Source organism: Streptomyces sp. NPDC051211, from assembly GCF_040689505.1.
Classification (GTDB): domain Bacteria; phylum Actinomycetota; class Actinomycetes; order Streptomycetales; family Streptomycetaceae; genus Streptomyces.
In genome coordinates, this window is the sequence record NZ_JBFBAV010000077.1 from 1 (window position 1) to 17,830 (window position 17,830).

Consider the following 17,830-nt stretch of genomic DNA (forward strand, 5'->3'; position numbering starts at 1 on the left):
TCCTTTGTACTGACCCTCGCGGGCTTTCCTCCGGGCGCTTCCTTCGTTCTTGCGTTTCCGACTCTATCAGATCTTTTCGGACCCGATTTCCTCGGCGCTTTCCAGGTTCTCGCTTTCGCGTTTCCCTTTCCGGCGGTTCCGACTCTATCAGCGTTTTTTCGTTTCGCTGACCACTTCGTCTGCAGCCATAAAACGGCACACAGATGCGATCGCGAGATCGAATTGCACTGATGGGGTTGGTTGCCCGCCGACCAGTAGTTCACGCGTTGTTCACGTGTCTCGGTCAGGCAGGACTCACGACAGTACACCTCTGCTGGGGCTCGGGCAAATCGACTCAGGGCGTATGGTCTAGTCCACCGGTCTAGTCCACTAGTCTCCGTGCCGAAGGGCCAGTCCGGTGCGGGTCGAACTTCGGGCGAACCCGAACAACCCGTGACTTATCCTTCGTAAGAGTATGCCGTCCGCAACACGCAGTGACGGCAACACGACGTAGCCCACCCCTGGGAGGCCCCCATGACCAGCGTGACGTCCCCACTCGCCGGGCGCGCCATCGGACTCGCGGCAGTGCCGGATCCGGTGTTCTCCGGTGCCATGGTGGGACCGGGCACCGCCATCGACCCCGTGCGCGAGCCCTCGGAGGCGGTGTCCCCCGTCGACGGTGTGGTCGTCTCCCTCCACCCGCACGCGTACGTCGTCGTCGACAGCGAGGGCCACGGTGTGCTCACCCACCTCGGGATCGACACCGTCCAGCTCAATGGCGAGGGCTTCGAGCTGCTCGTCACCAAGGGGGACACCGTGACCCGCGGGCAGGCCATGGTGCGGTGGAACCCCGCCGCCGTCGAGGCGGCCGGGAAGTCGCCCATCTGTCCCATCGTTGCGCTCGAAGCCACCGCGGACTCCCTCAGCGATCTGGTCGAGTCCGGAGACGTCAAGGCCGACGACGCTCTGTTCAGCTGGGCCTGATCGTTCGCCCGTCGAGGGCTTGTCGTACATCCATCGCGGCGGGTGGGTCCGCCGCTCAATCGGAGACGGGTGAAATGGAGACAACGCTGCGAGGCGTCGGCGTGAGCCACGGTGTGGCGATCGGCGAGGTCCGGCACATGGGTACGGCGGTTCTCGAGCCGCCGGCCAAGCAGATCGCCGCGGAGGATGCGGAGCGCGAACAGGGGCGCGCTCGCAAGGCCGTGAGCGCTGTTGCGGCGGACCTGATCGCGCGCGGCCAGCTGGCCGGTGGCGAGGCCCAGCACGTGCTCGAAGCTCAGGCGATGATCGCTGAGGATCCTGAGCTCATGGCGGACGTCGACCGACGTATCGCCGTCGGCAGCACGGCGGAGCGGGGTGTGTACGACGCGTTCGCCGCGTACCGCGAGCTGCTGGCCGGGGCCGGCGAGTACATGGCCGGACGGGTGGCCGACCTGGACGACGTACGGAACCGCATCGTGGCGCGCCTGCTGGGTGTGCCGATGCCGGGTGTGCCGGACAGTGACGAGCCGTACGTGCTGATCGCCCGGGATCTGGCTCCGGCCGACACCGCGCTGCTGGACCCGGCGCTGGTGCTCGGGTTCGTCACCGAGGAGGGCGGGCCGACCAGCCACAGCGCGATTCTGGCGCGGGCGCTGGGTGTGCCGGCCGTGGTGGCGCTGCCGGGTGCCTGTGAGCTGGCCGAGGGCACGGTCATCGCGGTGGACGGTTCCACCGGTGAGCTCTTCGTGGACCCGAGTGGGGAGAAGAAGGCCGAGCTGGCGGCTGCGGCCGCCGAGCGGAAGGCGGCGCTCGCCGCTTCGTCCGGTCCGGGTGCCACGTCCGACGGTCACAAGGTGCCGCTGCTGGCCAATGTCGGCGGTCCGGCGGACGTGCCGGCGGCCGTGGAGGCGGGTGCCGAGGGGGTGGGGCTGTTCCGCACCGAGTTCCTGTTCCTGGACGACAGCAAGAAGGCGCCGTCCGAGGAGAAGCAGGTCGAGTCGTACCGCAAGGTGCTGGAGGCCTTCCCGGAGGGCCGGGTCGTCGTGCGGGTGCTCGACGCAGGTGCCGACAAGCCGCTGGACTTCCTGACTCCGGCGGACGAGCCGAACCCGGCGCTGGGCGTGCGGGGTCTGCGATCGCTGCTGGACCACCCTGAGGTGCTGCGGACGCAGCTGACCGCGCTGGCCAAGGCGGCCGAGGGGCTTCCGGTGTACCTGGAGGTCATGGCGCCGATGGTGGCCGACCGGATCGATGCCAAGGCGTTCGCGGACGCCTGCCGTGCGGCCGGGCTGCAGGCGAAGTTCGGCGCGATGGTGGAGATCCCCTCCGCCGCGCTCCGGGCGCGTTCGATCCTGCAGGAGGTCGAGTTCCTGTCGCTGGGCACGAACGACCTGGCGCAGTACGCGTTCGCCGCCGACCGTCAGGTGGGGGCGGTGTCGCGGCTGCAGGACCCGTGGCAGCCGGCGCTGCTCGACCTGATCGCCATGTCCGCCGAGGCGGCCAGGGCCGAGGGCAAGAGCTGTGGTGTCTGTGGCGAGGCGGCTTCGGACCCGCTGCTGGCGTGTGTGCTGACCGGTCTGGGTGTCACCTCCCTGTCGATGGGTGCCGCGTCGATTCCGTACGTGCGGGCGACGCTCGCCAAGTACACCTTCGCCCAGTGCGAGCGGGCCGCTGCGGCGGCGCGGGCGGCGGACAGCGCCGACGAGGCGCGGGTCGCCGCGCAGGCGGTGCTCTCCGGCGAGTAGTCGGGCGTTGTTCGGCCGTGGGGTCTTCACCGGGTGCGGTGAGGGCCCCACGGGCGTTTTCGGGGCGGGTTCAGTGGTGGGGGTGTGGGTCGTCCACGCGGTAGCCGGGGCAGTATTCGACGCCCGGTTCGGGGGCGACGGGCTCTCCGGTGTCGGCGTCGGTGCAGTAGGCGTTGAAGACGGCGGCGGCGGTGAGCGGGACGAGTTTGCCGCCGTCCAGGCGCCAGCCGTGGACCCGGTCGCTGGATCCTTCCCGGCTGCTGCGGAGTACCACTCCCCCGGTGCCGGACAGGGCGATGCCGACGGCGAGGACCGTCACGAAGTCGATTCCTTCCCTTCCCGCGGCTCCGCCGTCGGTCGTGTCGGCGTGCAGGACGGCGATGAGCTGTTCGTCCTCGGTGGGGATGCTGCAGACGAGGTGGTGCCGGCCGGGACCGGCGCCGTCCAGGAGGCGTTTGACCACGCGGCCGGCTTGTTCGAAGGAGGCCTGGCCGATGTCCTCGCCGCAGTCGGCGCACTGGCCGAGGCCGGCCAGCAGCATGGTGGCGTACTCCCAGGTGGCCTGGCGAACGGCCTCGTCGACGAGGAGCGGTACGAGTTCGTCGATGGGCTGCCCGGAGTACGGCAGGCCGGTGCCGGCGCCGGCCAGTTCGGCGGTGTAGCGCGTGCGGGCGGCCGGGGTGTCCGGGTCGAGGCCGGATTCGGCGCAGTACTCGGCGTACTCGTCGGGGTCGAAGAGGGCGACGGTGGTGTGGATGCCCTCGGCCGCGAGGGAGCGCAGGAGGGCGTCGACCTGGCGGAGGTAGTCCTCGTGGTCGTCGAAGGCGAAGCTGCGGTAGCCGCGCATGGCCGCGAAGTCCCGGGCATCGGCAACGAGGCCGACGGTGCTGGGGACTTCGCGGCGCAGGCTGCGGCGCGGGTGGAACGGGCTGTGGTCGGTCGGTGCCATGGTTTTCCCCCTGGGTGCCGGTAGCCGGAGCCGAGTCACGAAGCGCGATCGACTTGCTCACTCAGAGTAATCACGGGCACTGACAGTGACCTCAGGGGCGGCGGGTGCGGGCCAGTTCCGCGTAGAAGTGCAGGAGGTCGAGGTTGTCGACCGAGCCCGGGTTGACCGCCTTGTCCAGCGGGGTGCCCTGGAGGAGGCGCTTGACCGGGACCTCGATCCGCTTGCCGGTCAGGGTGTGCGGGACGCCGGGGACCTCGATGATCTCGTCGGGGACGTGGCGCGGGGAGAGTTCCGTGCGGATGGTGGCCTTGATGCGGTTGCGGAGGTCCTCGTCGAGGGTGGCGCCGGGGGCGAGGTGGACGAAGAGCGGCATCCAGTAGCCGCCGTCCGGCTCCTCCAGGCCGATGACCAGGGATTCCTTGATCTCGGGAAGGCGTTCGACGGCCTCGTAGATGTCGGCGGAGCCCATCCGGACGCCCTGGCGGTTGAGGGTGGAGTCTGAGCGGCCGTGGATGATCACCGAGCCGTGGTCGGTGATGGTGATCCAGTCCCCGTGCCGCCAGACGCCCGGGAACATCTCGAAGTAGCTGTCGCGGTAGCGGCTGCCGTCGGGGTCGTTCCAGAAGCGGATCGGCATGGAGGGCATCGGGTTGGTGACGACGAGCTCGCCGACCTCGCCGGTGAGGGGCTTGCCGGAGGGGTCCCAGGACTGGAGGTCGGTGCCGAGGCAGGCGGCCTGCAGTTCACCGATGTGCACCGGGAGGGTGGGGACGGCGCCGGCGAAGCAGCTGCAGACGTCGGTGCCGCCGCTGACGGAGGCGATCCACAGGTCTTCGGCGACCTCGTCGTGCAGCCAGCGGAAACCGTCGGGCGGCAGCGGGGAGCCGGTGGTGGCCACGCACTTCACCGAGGAGAGGTCGAAGTCGCGGGAGGGGTGGACCTCGGCCTTGCGGCAGGCCATGACGTAGGCGGCGGAGGTGCCGTAGAGGGTGGCGCGGGTGCGTTCGGCGATCCGCCACTGGGCGCCGGTGTCGGGGAAGCCGGGGCTGCCGTCGTAGAGGACCACGGTGGTGCCGGTGAGCAGGCCGGAGACGAGGAAGTTCCACATCATCCAGCCGGTGGAGGTGTACCAGAAGAACCGGTCCTCCGGGCCGAGGTCGCAGTGCAGGCCGAGCTGCTTGAGGTGCTCCAGGAGGATGCCGCCCTGGGACTGGACGATCGCCTTGGGCAGGCCGGTCGTACCGGAGGAGTACAGCACCCAGAGGGGGTGCTCGAACGGCAGCTGCTCGAAGACCGGGGCGGTGTCGGCCGCGGTGAGGGCGGACCAGTCGAGGCTGCCCTCGGGGGCGGGGGTGCCGAGGAGCGGGATGTGCACGACGGCGCGGAGCGAGGGGAGCTCGCGGCGGAGCTCGGCGACGGTGTCGGTGCGGTCGTGCTGCTTGCCGCCGTAGCGGTAGCCGTCGACGGTGAACAGGACGACCGGTTCGACCTGCTGGAAGCGGTCGAGGACGCTGCGGGCGCCGAAGTCGGGGGCGCAGGAGGTCCACACCCCGCCGACGGCGGCGGTGGCGAGGAGCGCGACGACGGCTTCGGGGATGTTGGGCAGGTAGCCGCTGATCCGGTCGCCGGGGCGGACGCCGAGGGCGCGGAGCTCTGCGGCGAGGGAGCCGACCTGGCGGCGGAGCTCGGCCCAGGTGACGGGGGTGGGCTCGTGGGTCTCGTCCACGTACAGGAGGGCCGCGTCGCCGGCCCGGGCCGGGTCCTCGGCGGCGCGCAGGGCGTGCTCGGCGTAGTTGAGGGTGGCGCCGGGGAACCAGTGGGCGCCGGGCATGGAGCGGTCGGCGAGGACCTCGGTGGGCGGGGTGGTGAAGCGTACGTCGAACCAGTCGGCGACGGCCTGCCAGAAGGCCGGGAGCTCCTCGACGGACCAGCGGTGCAGGGCGGCGTATCCGCCGTCCGCGGGGGCTCCGTGGTGTTCGGCGGCCCAGGCCTGGAAGGCGGTGATCCGGGCTGCGGCGATCCGGTCGGGGCCCGGGGTCCAGAGGGGGGCGGACGAACTGGGTGCGGTCATGGGTCGGCTCCCGGGGGTGTGCGGCGGTGCGCCTCGTGTGCGTACGGTGCCGGCTCGCGCGGCGGGTGGGTGCGCGGCGGCTCACAGGGACCATGCCATGTGATCGACATCCGCACCAGAGCGGTCGGGGGTGGGCGCGCTTGATCCTTTTGCGGGTGAACGGAAGTTGAACGCAGCCCGCTCGGCTGGGGGCCGATGGCAGGGTGAGCGGCATGAACGGTCATGGGCGTGATCTGGTGCGGGCGCTGGCGGAGATCGGTACGGCGCGGGGCAGGCGGGCCTGGCTGTCGGCGTTGCGCCATCGGCGCGCGGACGCGGTGGCGCTGCCGCGGCGGGGCCCGGAGCGGGCGCGGGTGCCGGGGCTGCTCGCGGGGGTGGACCCGCGGCCGGGCGGGGGTGTGCTGCGGTTCGCGCGGTCCGAGCTGCTGGTGCGGGTGACGGTGGGCGGTGCGGTGTTCTGGGGCTGGGACGGGGCGGAGCCGACGCCGTCGTACGCGGTGGTGGGGTCGGGGCCGGAGCCGGACCCGCGGGCGGTGCTGGAGCCGGACACCGGGGGTGGCTGGCGGGTGGTGTCGGAGCGGGTCACGGTGGCGGTGTCGCGGCACGGGGCGGTGGAGGTGCGGACTCCGGGCGGCACGGTGGTGCGGCGGGAGCTGCCGCCGCGGTGGTGGGAGCCGGCGGCGGGTGCCGCGGGCGCGGCGGCGGGGTCCGGGGAGGGGCGGGCCGGGGAGCCGGGCCAGGCGGGCGGTCGGGCCGGGGAGCCGGGGCAAGGGGGCGGCCGGACTTCGGAGCCGGGGCACGCGGGCGGTCGGGCCGGGGAGACTCCCGCGCGTAGCCGGGCCGGGGAGCCGGGGCCGGCGGGTGGCCGGACCTGGGAGCAGGACCAAGTGGGCCGCGGGGCCGGGGAGCCGGGGCATGCGGGCGGCCAGGGTCGGGGGCCCGGGCATGCGGGCGGCCAGGGTCGGGGGCCCGGGCATGCGGATGGTGGGCGGTGGTTGCAGCGGTCCGAGGTCGCGGCGGACGCGCGGTTCTTCGGGCTGGGCGGGCGGGCCGGCGGGCCACGGCTGCGGGACGGCGAGTACCGGCTGTGGAACACGGATCCGCGGGGTGGTTTCGGGCGCGGTGACGATCCGCTGTACATCACGATGCCGGTGCAGCTGGTGGTAGCGGACGCGGGGACGCACCTGGTGTTCTACGACGACCCGTGGGACGGCCGGGTCACCTTGCGGGAGGGCGAGGAGGGTGCGGGCTCGGGTCCGGACCGGCCGGGGGTGAGCGAGCTGCGCATGGAGGGCGGTCCGCTGCGCTGCTGGGTGCTGGTGGGGACCCCGGCGCGGGTGCTTCAGGGCTGGTCGGGGCTGACCGGCGGCGCGGCGGTGCCGCCGGAGTGGGCGCTGGGCCACCACCACGCGCGGTGGGGGTTCGGGACGGCGGCGGAGGTGCGGCAGGTGGTGGCGGGGTACCGGCAGCGGGGACTGCCGCTGTCCGCCGTCCATCTGGACATCGACCACTACGACGGGCACCGGGTGTTCACCGTGGACCGGGAGGCGTTTCCGGATCTGCCGGGGCTGGCGCGGGAGTTGGCGGAGGACGGGATCCGGCTGGTGTCGATCGTGGATCCGGCGGTGAAGGTGGAGCCGGGGGTTCCGGGGTCGTTGTACGAGTCGGGGCGCGCGGTGGACGCGTTCGTGCGGGACGCGGCCGGGCAGGAGGTGCGCGGGGAGGTGTGGCCGGGGACCTGCGGGTATCCGGACTTCACCGATCCGGCGGTGCGGGAGTGGTGGGGCGGCTGGTACGAGGAGCGGCTGAAGAACGGCTTCGCCGGTTTCTGGCACGACATGAACGAGCCGGTGTCCTTCGCCCCGTTCGGGGACGCGACCCTGCCGAGGTCGGCGCGGCACGCCCTGGACGGGACGGGCGGCGATCACCGGGCGGCGCACAACGTGTACGCGCTGGCGATGGCCCGGGCCGGGTGGGAGGGGCTCGTCCGGTTGCGGCCGGAGGAGCGGCCGTTCCTGTTCTCGCGGTCGGGGTGGGCGGGGATGCAGCGGTACGGGGGCACCTGGTCCGGGGACGTGGAGACGAGCTGGGAGGGGTTGCGGGCCTCGCTCGCGCTGGTGCTGGGGCTGGGGCTGTGCGGGGTGCCGTACTCGGGCCCGGACATCGGGGGCTTCGGCGGCTCGCCCTCGCCGGAGCTGTTCGCGCGCTGGTTCCAGCTGGGGTCCTGCCTGCCGTTGTTCCGTACGCACGCGGCGATCTGGGCGGGGCGGCGGGAGCCGTGGGAGTTCGGGCCGGAGGTGCTGGCGGTGGCGGAGGCGGCGCTGGCGGAGCGGGAGCGGCTGCGCCCGTACTTCCTGACGTTGGCGCAGCTGGCGCGGCGTACGGGTGCGCCGTACGTCCGGCCGCTGTGGTGGGGTGCGCCGGAGGACCGGACGCTGCGGGACTGCGAGGACGCGTTCCTGCTGGGGGACGCGCTGCTGGTGGCGCCGGTACTGGAATGCGGGTCGGACCGCCGGGCGGTGCGGCTGCCGCGCGGCCGCTGGTACGAGACGGCGACCGGGCGGGCGCACGAGGGGCCGGGCCAGGTGCTGCTGGACGCTCCGCTGGACCGGATCCCGGTCCTGGCGCGGGCCGGTGCGGTGATCCCGGTCCGGGACGGTGGCCTGGAGGTGTGGGCGCCGGCCCGGGGGCGGACGGGCGGCGGGGTGCGGATCTCGGACACGGGCGAAACGGAACGGTTCGTGGTGCGGTGGGCCGGGGACGAGGTGCGGGTGGAGCGGGAGGACGGGGCGCCGGTGCGGGAGGGTGTGGTGCTGCGGGGGGCGTGAGGGGGTGGGCCGCCGCCCTGGCCGGATGGGGCCGGGTCCGTGATGCCCTGCCGGCCGCCTTCCCAGGGCTCCGCCCCGGACCCCGCGCCTCAAACGCCGGCGGGGCTGGGTAGGTCCGTATCTCGCGCCTCGAACGCCGGTGGGGCTGGATGGGCCCGGGCATCCGGTCGGCTCTGCGGCCGGGCCGGCGGGGCTGGATGGGCCCGGGGCAAGGTCAGCCGTAGGTGCCGGTGAACCAAGAGGCGGCTGCGCGGGTGTGGAGGGGGAAAGCGAGTTCGGTCGGGGTGCGGAGGAGGTGCCAGCCCGTGGTTTCGGCGGTGGGAGCAGAGGGCGGCAGGGTGGCCGCCGGGCGGGGTGGGAGCAGGCCGAAGAGGAGGAGGTGGCCGGCCGGGGAGCTGAGTGCGTCGGCCAGGACCACCTCGGAGGCCGGCGCGTGGATGCCGGTCTCCTCGCGGAGTTCGCGGACCACGGCCTCCCGCCAGTCCTCGCCGAAGTCGATGAATCCGCCGGGGAGGGCGACGCCGCCGAGCGCGGGTTCGATGGTGCGGGTGATGACCACCAGGCCGGTGCCGTCGGCGTCCTCGACCGGGAGGAGGGCGACCGCCACGGGCAGCGGGTTGCGGTAGGCGCTGGTGCCGCAGGCCGTGCAGGTGCGGGGCCAGGCGGTGGAGGGGAACAGGGTTCCGCAGGCGGAACAGTGCGAGTCCTTCGCCGGTGTGGGCATGGCGTCATGGTAGGTGAGGGCCATGAGGCTGCCGATGGTCGTGTGGGCGGGGCTGGCCGGGCTGGTTGCGGCGGTTCCGGCGGGAGTTGGGGATGCGGAGCCGGCCGCGCCGGGCGGGTTCGCGGCCTTGCGGGAGGTGGATCCGAGTGTGCGGCAGGACATCCGGTACGCCACGGACCGCAATTTCACGGGTGCGGTGGTGCCGGGGTACGAGGAGCCGGTCTGCCTGCTGACCCGGCCCGCGGCCGAGGCGCTGCGGCGGGCGCAACGGGGTCTGCTGCGGCGGGGATTCTCGCTGACCGTGTACGACTGCTACCGGCCGCAGCGGGCGGTGGACCGGTTCGTCCGGTGGGCGCGGGAGCCGGCCGATCCGCGGATCCGGGAGGAGTTCCATCCGCGGGTGGACAAGTCGCGGCTAATCGCGGACGGTTACATCGCCGAGCGGTCCGGACACAGTCGCGGGAGCACGGTGGACGTCACCCTGACCACGCCGGCCGGGCGGCCGGTGGACATGGGTACCGGCTTCGACTTCTTCGATCCGCTGTCGCACACCGACGATCCGCGGATCGGTGGGGCGGCCCGCGCGCACCGGCAGTTGCTGAAGGCCGCTCTGGGCGAGCAGGGTTTCGTCAACCTGCCGGAGGAGTGGTGGCACTTCCGGCTCGGGGAGGAGCCGTACCCGGACCGGTATTTCGACTTTCCGGTCGGTTCCGCTGCGGTGCGGCCGTGAGTACGGTGCCCGCATGGCCACTGAGACATTCGGATCGTACGAGGAATTCTGGCCCTACTACGTCGCCATGCACGCGCGGCCCGCGACGCGCTGGGTGCACCTGGCGGGGACGCTGACCGGGCTCGCGGTCAGCGTGTACGGGCTCGCGCGCGGGCGGAAGCGGTATCTCGCCGCGCTGCCGCTGATCGGCTACGGGACGGCCTGGCCGGCGCACTTCCTGATCGAGGGGAACAATCCGGCCACCTTCGGGCATCCCGCCTGGTCGCTGCGCGGGGATGCGCAGATGATCCGGATGATGCTGTCCGGCCGGGACGCCGAGCTGGCGGAGATCGCGGAGAAGTGGCTCACCGAGAACGGGTGACCCGGGCGCGGGTCCCGTGCCAGACTGCAACTGACGGTACGTCAGATTGCAGTCGGGAGGGGCCTTGGAGCACGCGCGCACACCCGTGGTCGGCGGGTGGTTCACCGAGAGCGGGCCGGGCGGGGAGTTCCGGCTGCTCGGAACCCAATGTTCCGCCTGTACCTCGGTGTTCTTCCCGCGGGAGGACGCCTTCTGCCGCAACCCCGCCTGCCCGGGCGGTGAGTTGGCCGAGGTGCCGCTGTCCCGGCGGGGCAGGGTCTGGTCGTACACCGACGGGCGGTACCGGCCGCCCGCGCCGTACGTGTCCGATCCCGAGGTCCCCTGGGAGCCGTACACCCTGGTCGCGGTGGAGCTGGCGGCCGAGCGGATGGTGGTGCTCGGGCAGGCCCCGCCGGGGGTGACGGTCGCGGACCTGGCCGTCGGCATGGAGGTCGAGGTGGTTCCCGGGGTGCTCGACGGGGACGCGGGGACGACGTGGACGACCTGGTGGTTCAAGCCGGTGGGGGTGGACGGATGACGCACGACGTCGCGGTGCTCGGCGCCGGCATGCACCCCTGGGGGAAGTGGGGGCGCAGCTTCGTCGAGTACGGCACGGCGGCCGCCCGGGCCGCGCTCGCCGACGCCGGACTGGAGTGGCGGGACGTCGGCTCCGTGGTCGGCGCGGACACCGTCCGGTCCGGGTATCCCGGGTACGTCGCCGGGGCCACCTTCGCACAGGCCCTGGGCTGGCAGGGGGCCCGGGTGACCAGCGTGTACGCGGCCTGCGCGTCCGGGGCGCAGGCGATCGGGACGGCCCGGGCGCAGATCCTGGCCGGGCTGGCCGACGTGGTCCTGGTGGTGGGGGCGGACGCGGCGCCGAAGGGGTTCTTCGCGCCGGCCGGCGGGGACCGGCCGAACGATCCGGACTGGCTGCGGTTCCGGGTGCTGGGGGCGACCAATCCCGCGTACTTCGGGCTGTTCGCGCGGCGCCGGATGGCCGTGTACGGGGACACGCCCGAGGACTTCGCGCTGGTCAAGGTGAAGAACGCGGCCGCCGGGCTGCTCAACCCGCTGGCCCGGTACCGGAAGGCGGTGACCGCGGAGGAGGTGGCCGCGTCCGCGGTGGTGGCCGATCCGCTGCGGCTGCTCGACATCTGCGCCACCTCGGACGGGGCCGCCGCCCTGGTGCTGTGCAGCATGGACTTCGCGCGCTCCCGCGGGGTGGCCGATCCGGTGCGGATCCGGGCGGTGTCCACGGTCACGCCGGTCTATCCGCGAGCCGTGCTCGACCTGCCGGACATCGCGACCGACTCGGCGGTGGCGGTCGAGCCTCCCTCCGGTTCCTTCCGGGCCTCGATCGCGCGTGCCGCGTACGAGGAGGCCGGGCTCGGACCGGAGGACCTGTCCCTGGCGGAGGTGTACGACCTGTCCACCGCGCTGGAGTTGGAGTGGTACGAGGACATCGGGCTGTGCGCGGAGGGCGAGGGGGCGAAGCTCGTCCGGGAGGGGGCGACCGCGCTCGGCGGCCGGGTGCCGGTCAACGCCAGTGGCGGGCTCGCCTCGTTCGGCGAGGCGGTGCCGGCCCAGGCCATCGCCCAGGTGTGCGAGCTGACCTGGCAGTTGCGCGGTACGGCCGGGGAGCGGCAGGTTCCGGGCGCGCGGGCCGGAATCACCGCGAACCAGGGGCTGTTCGGGCACGGTTCGGCGGTCGTCGCGGTCCGCTGAGCGGCGCGGGTGGGGGCGGCGGGGCCGCCTCCGCCCGCCGCCGGACCGTCGGCGCCCCGGGCTCGGACCCGGCTCGGGTCCGAGCCCGGGGCGCCGTCGCGTATGCCCTGAACAGGCGGTCTTGTCCGAACGCTTGACGACCCCGGACGGCAGGTTCACACTGCCATCCACAGTCCCCCACGAGAGCTGCGGCCCGTACCCCAGTCGGCGGGGGTACGGGCCGCCTCCATGTCCGCGGCCTGCCCTCGGGCTCGTGTGTCCTTTCAGGTCCTGGCCGGCTGGCGGCGGGCCCGGGCCACCGACATGGCGTGCTCCACGACCCCGACCAGGACCTCCTTGGCCGATGCCCGGTCGCGCGCATCGCAGAGCAGCACCGGAACGTGCGGATCCAGGTCCAGTGCCTCGCGGACGGTGTCCACCGGGTGGCGGTCGGCCCCGTCGAAGCAGTTGACCGCGACCAGGAACGGGATCTCGCGCCGCTCGAAGTAGTCGACCGCGGCGAAGCAGTCCGCCAGGCGGCGGGTGTCCGCGAGGACCACCGCGCCGAGCGCACCCTGGGCGAGCTCGTCCCACAGGAACCAGAACCGGTCCTGTCCGGGAGTGCCGAACAGGTACAGGACCAGGTCCTCGCGGAGGGTGATGCGGCCGAAGTCCATCGCTACGGTGGTGGTGCTCTTGCCCTCCACTCCCCCGGTGTCGTCCACGCTGCGGCCGGGTTCGGAGAGGGTCTCCTCCGTACGCAGCGGTCTGATCTCGCTGACCGCGCTGACGAGCGTGGTCTTGCCTACTCCGAAGCCGCCCGCGACCAGGATCTTCAAGGTCAGCGGCTCGACCGGCGGCACGACGTGCATGCCGCCGGCGCGGCTAGAGCGCCCGAAGGCCATCGATCACCTCACGCAGAATGGATTCATCGGGCAGTTCGGCCGGCGGTACCGGCCGGGTCACATGGACCAGCTCCTCGTCGACGAGATCGCCGATGAGGACCCGGACCACCCCGATGGGGAGGTCCAGTTCCGCGGCGAGCTCGGCGACCGACTGGGGCCGCTCCCGGCACAGCCCGAGGATGTGGGCGTGTTCCGGAGAGAGCGTCATGTCCCAGACGGGGTCGTCGGCCGCCGGTTCGGCGACGACGAGCGCGATCAGGTCGAGCCGGTGCTGGGCCGCGTGGCTGGTCCGGCCGCGGGTCATCGCGTACGGACGCACCACGGGCCCGGCGTCGTCGTCGAACCAGTGGGCGTGGCCGGCCGGGCTGTCGTCGGCCGGCGGGTTGTCGGCCGACTCGTCGCCGTACGGCCGGCCGTCGTACGGCTGGTCCTCGTACGGCTGGTCCTCGTACCGCTGGTCCTCGTACCGCTGATCGTCGTACGGCCGACCCTCGTACGGCTCGTCGCCGAACGGCCGGTCGTCGACCGGCGGGGCGCCGCCCGGTCCGGTGCCGGGGGTGTCGGCGGGGTCCTGGCCTGAATCGCTCATGCCGTCCGACTCACCCTCCGGCGGGCAGCCCGGTGCGCGGGGCGGTCGCCAGGTGGTCGCCCACCCGCTTGACCATCAGGGTCATCTCGTAGGCGACCTGCCCCACATCGGAATCCGCGTCGGACAGCACGGCCAGACAGCTGCCGTCGCCGGCGGCCATGACGAAGAGGAAGGCCTCGTCCAGTTCGACCACCGTCTGGCGGACCGTGCCCGAATCGAAGTGCCGGCCGACGCCCTTGGCGAGGCTGTGGAAGCCGGAGGCGACGGCGGCCAGGTGCTCGCTGTCCTCGCGGGTCAGCTCCTTGGAGCTGCCGGTGGGCAGGCCGTCGCCGGACAGGACCACCGCCTTGCGGATGCTGCCGACCCGGTCCACCAGTTCGTCCAGAAGCCAGTTGAGCTGGCCGGAGCCGCGGCTCCGGCCGTCTTGCCCTGCGGTCTGCGGTGCGGTCATCGACCGTCCCCCTCGTTCTCGTTCTCGGGACCGGTGGCGGCTGCGTCGCCGGTCGCGGTCTCGGACTGCTCTGCGTGCTTGTTGCGGCCTGCCGTCCAGCCGCGCTGGAGTGCGGACATGCGGGTGCGTACGGCCTCGGCGTCGCGGTCGGCCGGTGCGGTGGCGTTGTCCTCGGCGGCCGTGGGGGCCGGCCCGTTCTTCAGCTGGGGTGCGAGGTTGGCCTGGCGGACCCGGCGGGGCAGGCCGCCGGTGCTCTTCCCGGCGCCGGCCGCGGGGGTCCGCTCGGCGCCCGGCCCCGAGTTCCGCCCGGCGCCCGTCACGGGGCTCCGATCGGCGCCCGTCACGGGGTTCCGATCGGCGCGGGTCACGGGGTTCCGATCGGCGCGGGTCACGGGGTTCCGATCGGCGCCCTGCGCAAGGTTTCGCCCGGCGCCGGCAACGGAGTTCCGGCCGGTCCGGTTCTCCGGGTCCGTACGGGAATCCGCGCCGGCGTCCACCCGGCGGCCGTGGTCGGCGACCAGCGTCGGGGTGCGGCGGCGGCGCGGCAGCGGAATGGCCCCTGAGACCGGGCGCGGCCCCTCGGAGCGGACGCCGTCCAGCCGGGCGCTCTCCAGCCGGACCGGGCCGGTGGGCGGCAGCGGGTCCCGGTCGGCGCCCCGGCCCGGTACCCGGTTGGCGCCGCGCTGCTCCGGGGTGCGGCGGCCCAGCAGGGTGCTGCGCGGGGTGCCGTGGGGCGGGGTCTCGTCGTCCAGGCTGGCCATGGCGGGCAGACCGGTGCCGGGGCCGGTGATCTCGTCCAGGGCGGCCGGGTCGTCCAGGCCGAGTGCGCCCAGCGGCGCTTCCAGCTCGACCGGGCCGTCCAGCAGGGCGGCCGGTACCGGCCGCCTGGACGGCGTACCGTTTCCGCGCGCGCCCGTCCTGGCTGCCGGACCGCCGGGCAGGGCGCCGGGGCCGCCAGTGACGGCCGCCCTGGCCGGGCCGTCGAGCCGGAAGCCGCTGCCGTTGGTCTCGGGGGCCTCGGTGAGCAGGGCCGCCGGGAGGAACACCACGGCGGTGGTGCCGCCGTACGGGCTGGGTTGCAGGGAGACCTTGACGTTGTGGCGCTGGGCGAGCCGGCTGACCACGAACAGGCCGAGCCGGTCGGTGTCGGAGAGCTCGAACTCGGGGGTCTCGGCGATCCGCAGGTTCGCGTCGAGGAGCGCCTCGGCGGTCATGCCCAGGCCGCGGTCGTGGATCTCCAGGGTGAATCCGTTGGCCACCTGCTCGCCGTGCACCGCGACCGCGGTGTGCGGGGGCGAGAAGACCGTGGCGTTCTCCAGGAGTTCGGCGACGAGGTGGGTGACGTCGGCGACGGCGGCGCCGGCGATGCCGAGCCGGGGCAGCCGGCGGACCTCGATCCGCTCGTAGTCCTCGACCTCGGCGACGGCCGCCCGTACGACGTCCATCAGCTGGACGGGCTTGCGCCACTGGCGGGACGGCGCGGCGCCGGAGAGGATCACCAGGCCCTCGGCGTGCCGGCGCATGCGGGTGGTCATGTGGTCGAGGCGGAAGAGGTCGGCGAGTTCCTCGGTGTCCTCGGTGCGCCGCTCCATGGTGTCGAGCAGGGTGAGCTGGCGGTGGAGCAGGACCTGGTTGCGGCGGGCCAGGTTGACGAACACCTCGGAGACCCCGCGGCGGAGCTCGGCCTGCTTGACCGCGGCCTCGACGGCGGCGCGCTGCAGGGTGTTGAGGGCCTGGCCGACCTGGCCGACCTCGTCCTTCTCGTACTCCAGGCGCGGCGCCTCGGTCTCCACGTCCACGTGTTCGCCGGCGGCGAGGCGCCGCATCACGGCGGGCAGGCGGACACCGGAGGCCTCGTGGGCCTCCTTGCGGAGCCGGGAGAGGTCGCGGACCAGGTCGCGGCCGATGCGGACCGAGAGGATCAGCGAGACGATCAGGGCGAGGAAGCCCAGGATGCCGGCGATGGCGGCCTTGACCAGGACGTCCATGGCGACGGGCTCGACGCGCTCCTGATAGGCGTCGCCGGCGGCGGTGCCCATCACGGCGAGGGACTCCAGGACCTTGGAAGAGGCCTCGTCCCACTGGGCGGGGGTCGGGATCCGCGGGTTCTTGACCGGGCCGGTCGCGACGATCTTCTCCTCGGCGTCGCGCAGCGGCTTGGTCTCCGGGCCGGACCAGTACTGTTCGAAGGTTTCGCGCTCGCCGGCCGGGAGGATGGCGAGGTTGAACTCGTAGAGCAGCTCGCGCTGGGCGATCAGGTCGGAGACGGCCCGGGTGTCGTCGACGCCGAACCGCTTGGCGGCGAAGGCGGCGGCGATGATGGCGTCCTGCCGGGAGAGGGTCTCGCGGGCCCGGGTGATGCCGACGAGGGCGCGGCCCTGCTTGTCCATCTCGACGTCCTCCAGGGCATGGAGGTTCATCAGGAAGTCGTAGCAGGGGTCGACGAGCCGGTTGTAGAGCTCCAGGCCCTGGGCGGGGTCGAGGGCGTTCCGGTCGACGCTGGCGCGGAGCGGCCCGAGGTCGCGGAAGGCGTCCAGGATGGTGGTCAGGCGCTGCCTGGCGTCCGGGCTGAGTTCCTCGGAGACGTCGGGGTCGGCGGCGTTCGCGGAGACGGCGCTGACGATCTTGTCGGTGGCGGCGCGGCTCTTGTTGAGTTCGGTGGTGGCGCCGACGGCGCGCGGGTCGCCGAGGACGACGAGGGTCTGGCGGCGTTCCTTCTGGATGACCCGGACGACGTCCTCGATCGGGTAGCCGATCTTGTTGATGACGGCGGCGACGTCGAGGAGTTGTACGGCCTGACGGCCCGTGAGGATGGTGGAGAAGCCCCAGAGGGCGGTCAGGGAGACGAGCGGCACGAGGAGCAACGCCACGATCTTCCGGCGGATGGACTTCCCGCGAAAGCGCATGGGCTCCACAGCCTCCCCCAGCTCAACCCCGCTGCTGGGGGTCGGTGTTCCGTCATTTAAACGGCGTGAGCCTACTACTGACGCGGGGCACCTTCGAAGGCGTGTCCGGACGTTTTCGGCCGGACCGGTGGACGAAGATCACGAGTTGTCCCATACTTCCGGTCAAGTGCGGCCCGATATGTGGCAGATGACACTTGGTGAGGCGTCGGTTCCCGTAGCCTGATGGATGGCTGGAATTATTCGTTCCGGGGGGTGGCCGGGGGAATCCGGAGGCCTGGTACGACGTCTTGTGACGAGGGAACGCATGGCGGGCCGCGGGGTGGGGAGTAGCGGAACATGGGCAGCGAATACGGACTGTGGGTGGAGGAGCCGGCCCGGCGGCACCGGATGCCGGACCCGATCCGGGCGGCCGCCGTGCGGGCGGTGCTGATCGTGGCCGTGACGCTCACGCTGGCCTCGATCACCTTCTTCCTGGCCCTGACCGGCTCCTGGCTGGCGTTCCCGATGGTGCTGATCTCGGTGGGCGGGACGATCGTCGCCACCTGGGGCGTGCTGGACGTGTGGATCACCCGGCAGATGTGGAAGCAGCGGCACGGGGTGGTGTCGGTGCCCAGCAGCACGGCGCGGGGGCGGCGGGGGCACGGCGGAGCGGCGCCGTCCGATCCGCGGGACGTGGCGCAGCCTGGCGCCGGGGCGGGGGCCGGGGCCCAGGCGGGCCCGCAGCCCGGCGTCGCCCGAGCCGGGGCCCAGGCGGGCCCGCAGCCCGGGGGCCTGCGCCGGGCCTGAGCCCCGGGCGGTGGCCGGCCGGGGTGCGGGCAGTGGTGCCGTGCGGCGCCGTTGCGGGGGCGCTGCCCCCGAACCCCCGCGCCTCAAACGCCGGCGGGGCTGGACATGCCTCCGGCCCCGGCGGGGCTGGGGAGGCCGC

16 protein-coding genes are annotated in these 17,830 nt (G+C 73.2%); 9 read left to right on the plus strand and 7 right to left on the minus strand.

The window, feature by feature from the left end:
* The 3 genes from AB0447_RS35500 to ptsP all read left to right on the plus strand — a co-directional run.
* Nucleotides 1-231, plus strand: a 231-nt coding sequence (locus tag AB0447_RS35500) for a hypothetical protein (protein ID WP_366481087.1), incomplete at its 5' end; no start/stop codon positions are given.
* A 282-nt stretch (nucleotides 232-513) separates the two neighbouring features.
* Nucleotides 514-963 carry a PTS glucose transporter subunit IIA gene (locus AB0447_RS35505; protein ID WP_366481088.1) on the plus strand — a complete coding sequence of 150 codons (450 nt, stop codon included), beginning with the start codon at nucleotides 514-516 and terminating at the stop codon, nucleotides 961-963.
* A 74-nt stretch (nucleotides 964-1,037) separates the two neighbouring features.
* Nucleotides 1,038-2,708, plus strand: a complete 1,671-nt coding sequence (ptsP, locus tag AB0447_RS35510; protein WP_366481089.1) for a phosphoenolpyruvate--protein phosphotransferase — start codon at nucleotides 1,038-1,040, stop codon at nucleotides 2,706-2,708.
* A 70-nt stretch (nucleotides 2,709-2,778) separates the two neighbouring features.
* Here ptsP and AB0447_RS35515 read toward each other — a convergent pair whose 3' ends face one another.
* Both AB0447_RS35515 and AB0447_RS35520 read right to left on the minus strand, forming a co-directional pair.
* Complete coding sequence (locus tag AB0447_RS35515; RefSeq protein WP_366481090.1) at nucleotides 2,779-3,657, minus strand: hypothetical protein; 879 nt, start codon at nucleotides 3,655-3,657, stop codon at nucleotides 2,779-2,781.
* A 91-nt stretch (nucleotides 3,658-3,748) separates the two neighbouring features.
* Nucleotides 3,749-5,728: an acetoacetate--CoA ligase gene (locus tag AB0447_RS35520; protein WP_366481091.1), complete on the minus strand. Its 1,980-nt coding sequence runs from the start codon at nucleotides 5,726-5,728 to the stop codon at nucleotides 3,749-3,751.
* A gap of 212 nt (nucleotides 5,729-5,940) precedes the next feature.
* Between AB0447_RS35520 and AB0447_RS35525 the strand changes: the two genes are divergently transcribed.
* Nucleotides 5,941-8,556 (plus strand): TIM-barrel domain-containing protein, encoded by a 2,616-nt coding sequence (locus tag AB0447_RS35525; RefSeq protein WP_366481092.1) that lies wholly within the window; start codon nucleotides 5,941-5,943, stop codon nucleotides 8,554-8,556.
* A 214-nt stretch (nucleotides 8,557-8,770) separates the two neighbouring features.
* On the opposite strand, the gene AB0447_RS35530 is transcribed toward AB0447_RS35525, so the two are convergent.
* Complete coding sequence (locus AB0447_RS35530) at nucleotides 8,771-9,304, minus strand: NUDIX domain-containing protein (protein ID WP_366481093.1); 534 nt, start codon at nucleotides 9,302-9,304, stop codon at nucleotides 8,771-8,773.
* Between AB0447_RS35530 and AB0447_RS35535 the strand changes: the two genes are divergently transcribed.
* From AB0447_RS35535 to AB0447_RS35550, 4 genes are all read left to right on the plus strand, one after another.
* Entirely contained in the window at nucleotides 9,303-10,010 is a 708-nt protein-coding gene (locus AB0447_RS35535) for a M15 family metallopeptidase (protein ID WP_366481094.1), read from the plus strand. The two genes, AB0447_RS35530 and AB0447_RS35535, sit on opposite strands and share 2 nt — an antisense overlap.
* Nucleotides 10,011-10,023: 13 nt before the next feature.
* On the plus strand, nucleotides 10,024-10,371 hold the full coding sequence (locus AB0447_RS35540; RefSeq protein ID WP_366481095.1) for a DUF962 domain-containing protein: 348 nt from the start codon (nucleotides 10,024-10,026) through the stop codon (nucleotides 10,369-10,371).
* 85 nt (nucleotides 10,372-10,456) lie between these two features.
* Complete coding sequence (locus AB0447_RS35545) at nucleotides 10,457-10,888, plus strand: zinc ribbon domain-containing protein (RefSeq protein WP_366481101.1); 432 nt, start codon at nucleotides 10,457-10,459, stop codon at nucleotides 10,886-10,888.
* Nucleotides 10,885-12,075, plus strand: a complete 1,191-nt coding sequence (locus tag AB0447_RS35550) for a lipid-transfer protein (RefSeq protein WP_366481096.1) — start codon at nucleotides 10,885-10,887, stop codon at nucleotides 12,073-12,075. The genes AB0447_RS35545 and AB0447_RS35550 overlap by 4 nt, the downstream gene beginning before the upstream one ends.
* Before the next feature lie 263 nt (nucleotides 12,076-12,338).
* Here the strand turns inward: AB0447_RS35550 and AB0447_RS35555 are convergent, their stop codons facing one another.
* The 4 genes from AB0447_RS35555 to AB0447_RS35570 all read right to left on the minus strand — a co-directional run bounded on the left by AB0447_RS35555 (nucleotide 12,339) and on the right by AB0447_RS35570 (nucleotide 16,905).
* Complete coding sequence (locus AB0447_RS35555) at nucleotides 12,339-12,959, minus strand: ATP/GTP-binding protein (protein ID WP_366481097.1); 621 nt, start codon at nucleotides 12,957-12,959, stop codon at nucleotides 12,339-12,341.
* A complete protein-coding gene (locus AB0447_RS35560; RefSeq protein ID WP_366481102.1) occupies nucleotides 12,940-13,281 on the minus strand; it encodes a DUF742 domain-containing protein in 342 nt (113 codons plus the stop codon). Before AB0447_RS35560 ends, AB0447_RS35555 begins: the two co-directional genes overlap by 20 nt.
* A gap of 277 nt (nucleotides 13,282-13,558) precedes the next feature.
* Nucleotides 13,559-13,999, minus strand: coding sequence for a roadblock/LC7 domain-containing protein (locus AB0447_RS35565; protein ID WP_366481098.1), 441 nt, complete (start codon nucleotides 13,997-13,999; stop codon nucleotides 13,559-13,561).
* A complete protein-coding gene (locus tag AB0447_RS35570) occupies nucleotides 13,996-16,905 on the minus strand; it encodes a nitrate- and nitrite sensing domain-containing protein (RefSeq protein ID WP_366481099.1) in 2,910 nt (969 codons plus the stop codon). The genes AB0447_RS35565 and AB0447_RS35570 overlap by 4 nt, the downstream gene beginning before the upstream one ends.
* A 336-nt stretch (nucleotides 16,906-17,241) precedes the next feature.
* On the opposite strand from AB0447_RS35570, the gene AB0447_RS35575 reads away from it, so the two are divergent.
* Nucleotides 17,242-17,691: a hypothetical protein gene (locus tag AB0447_RS35575; RefSeq protein WP_366481100.1), complete on the plus strand. Its 450-nt coding sequence runs from the start codon at nucleotides 17,242-17,244 to the stop codon at nucleotides 17,689-17,691.
* Nucleotides 17,692-17,830 lie beyond the last annotated feature (139 nt).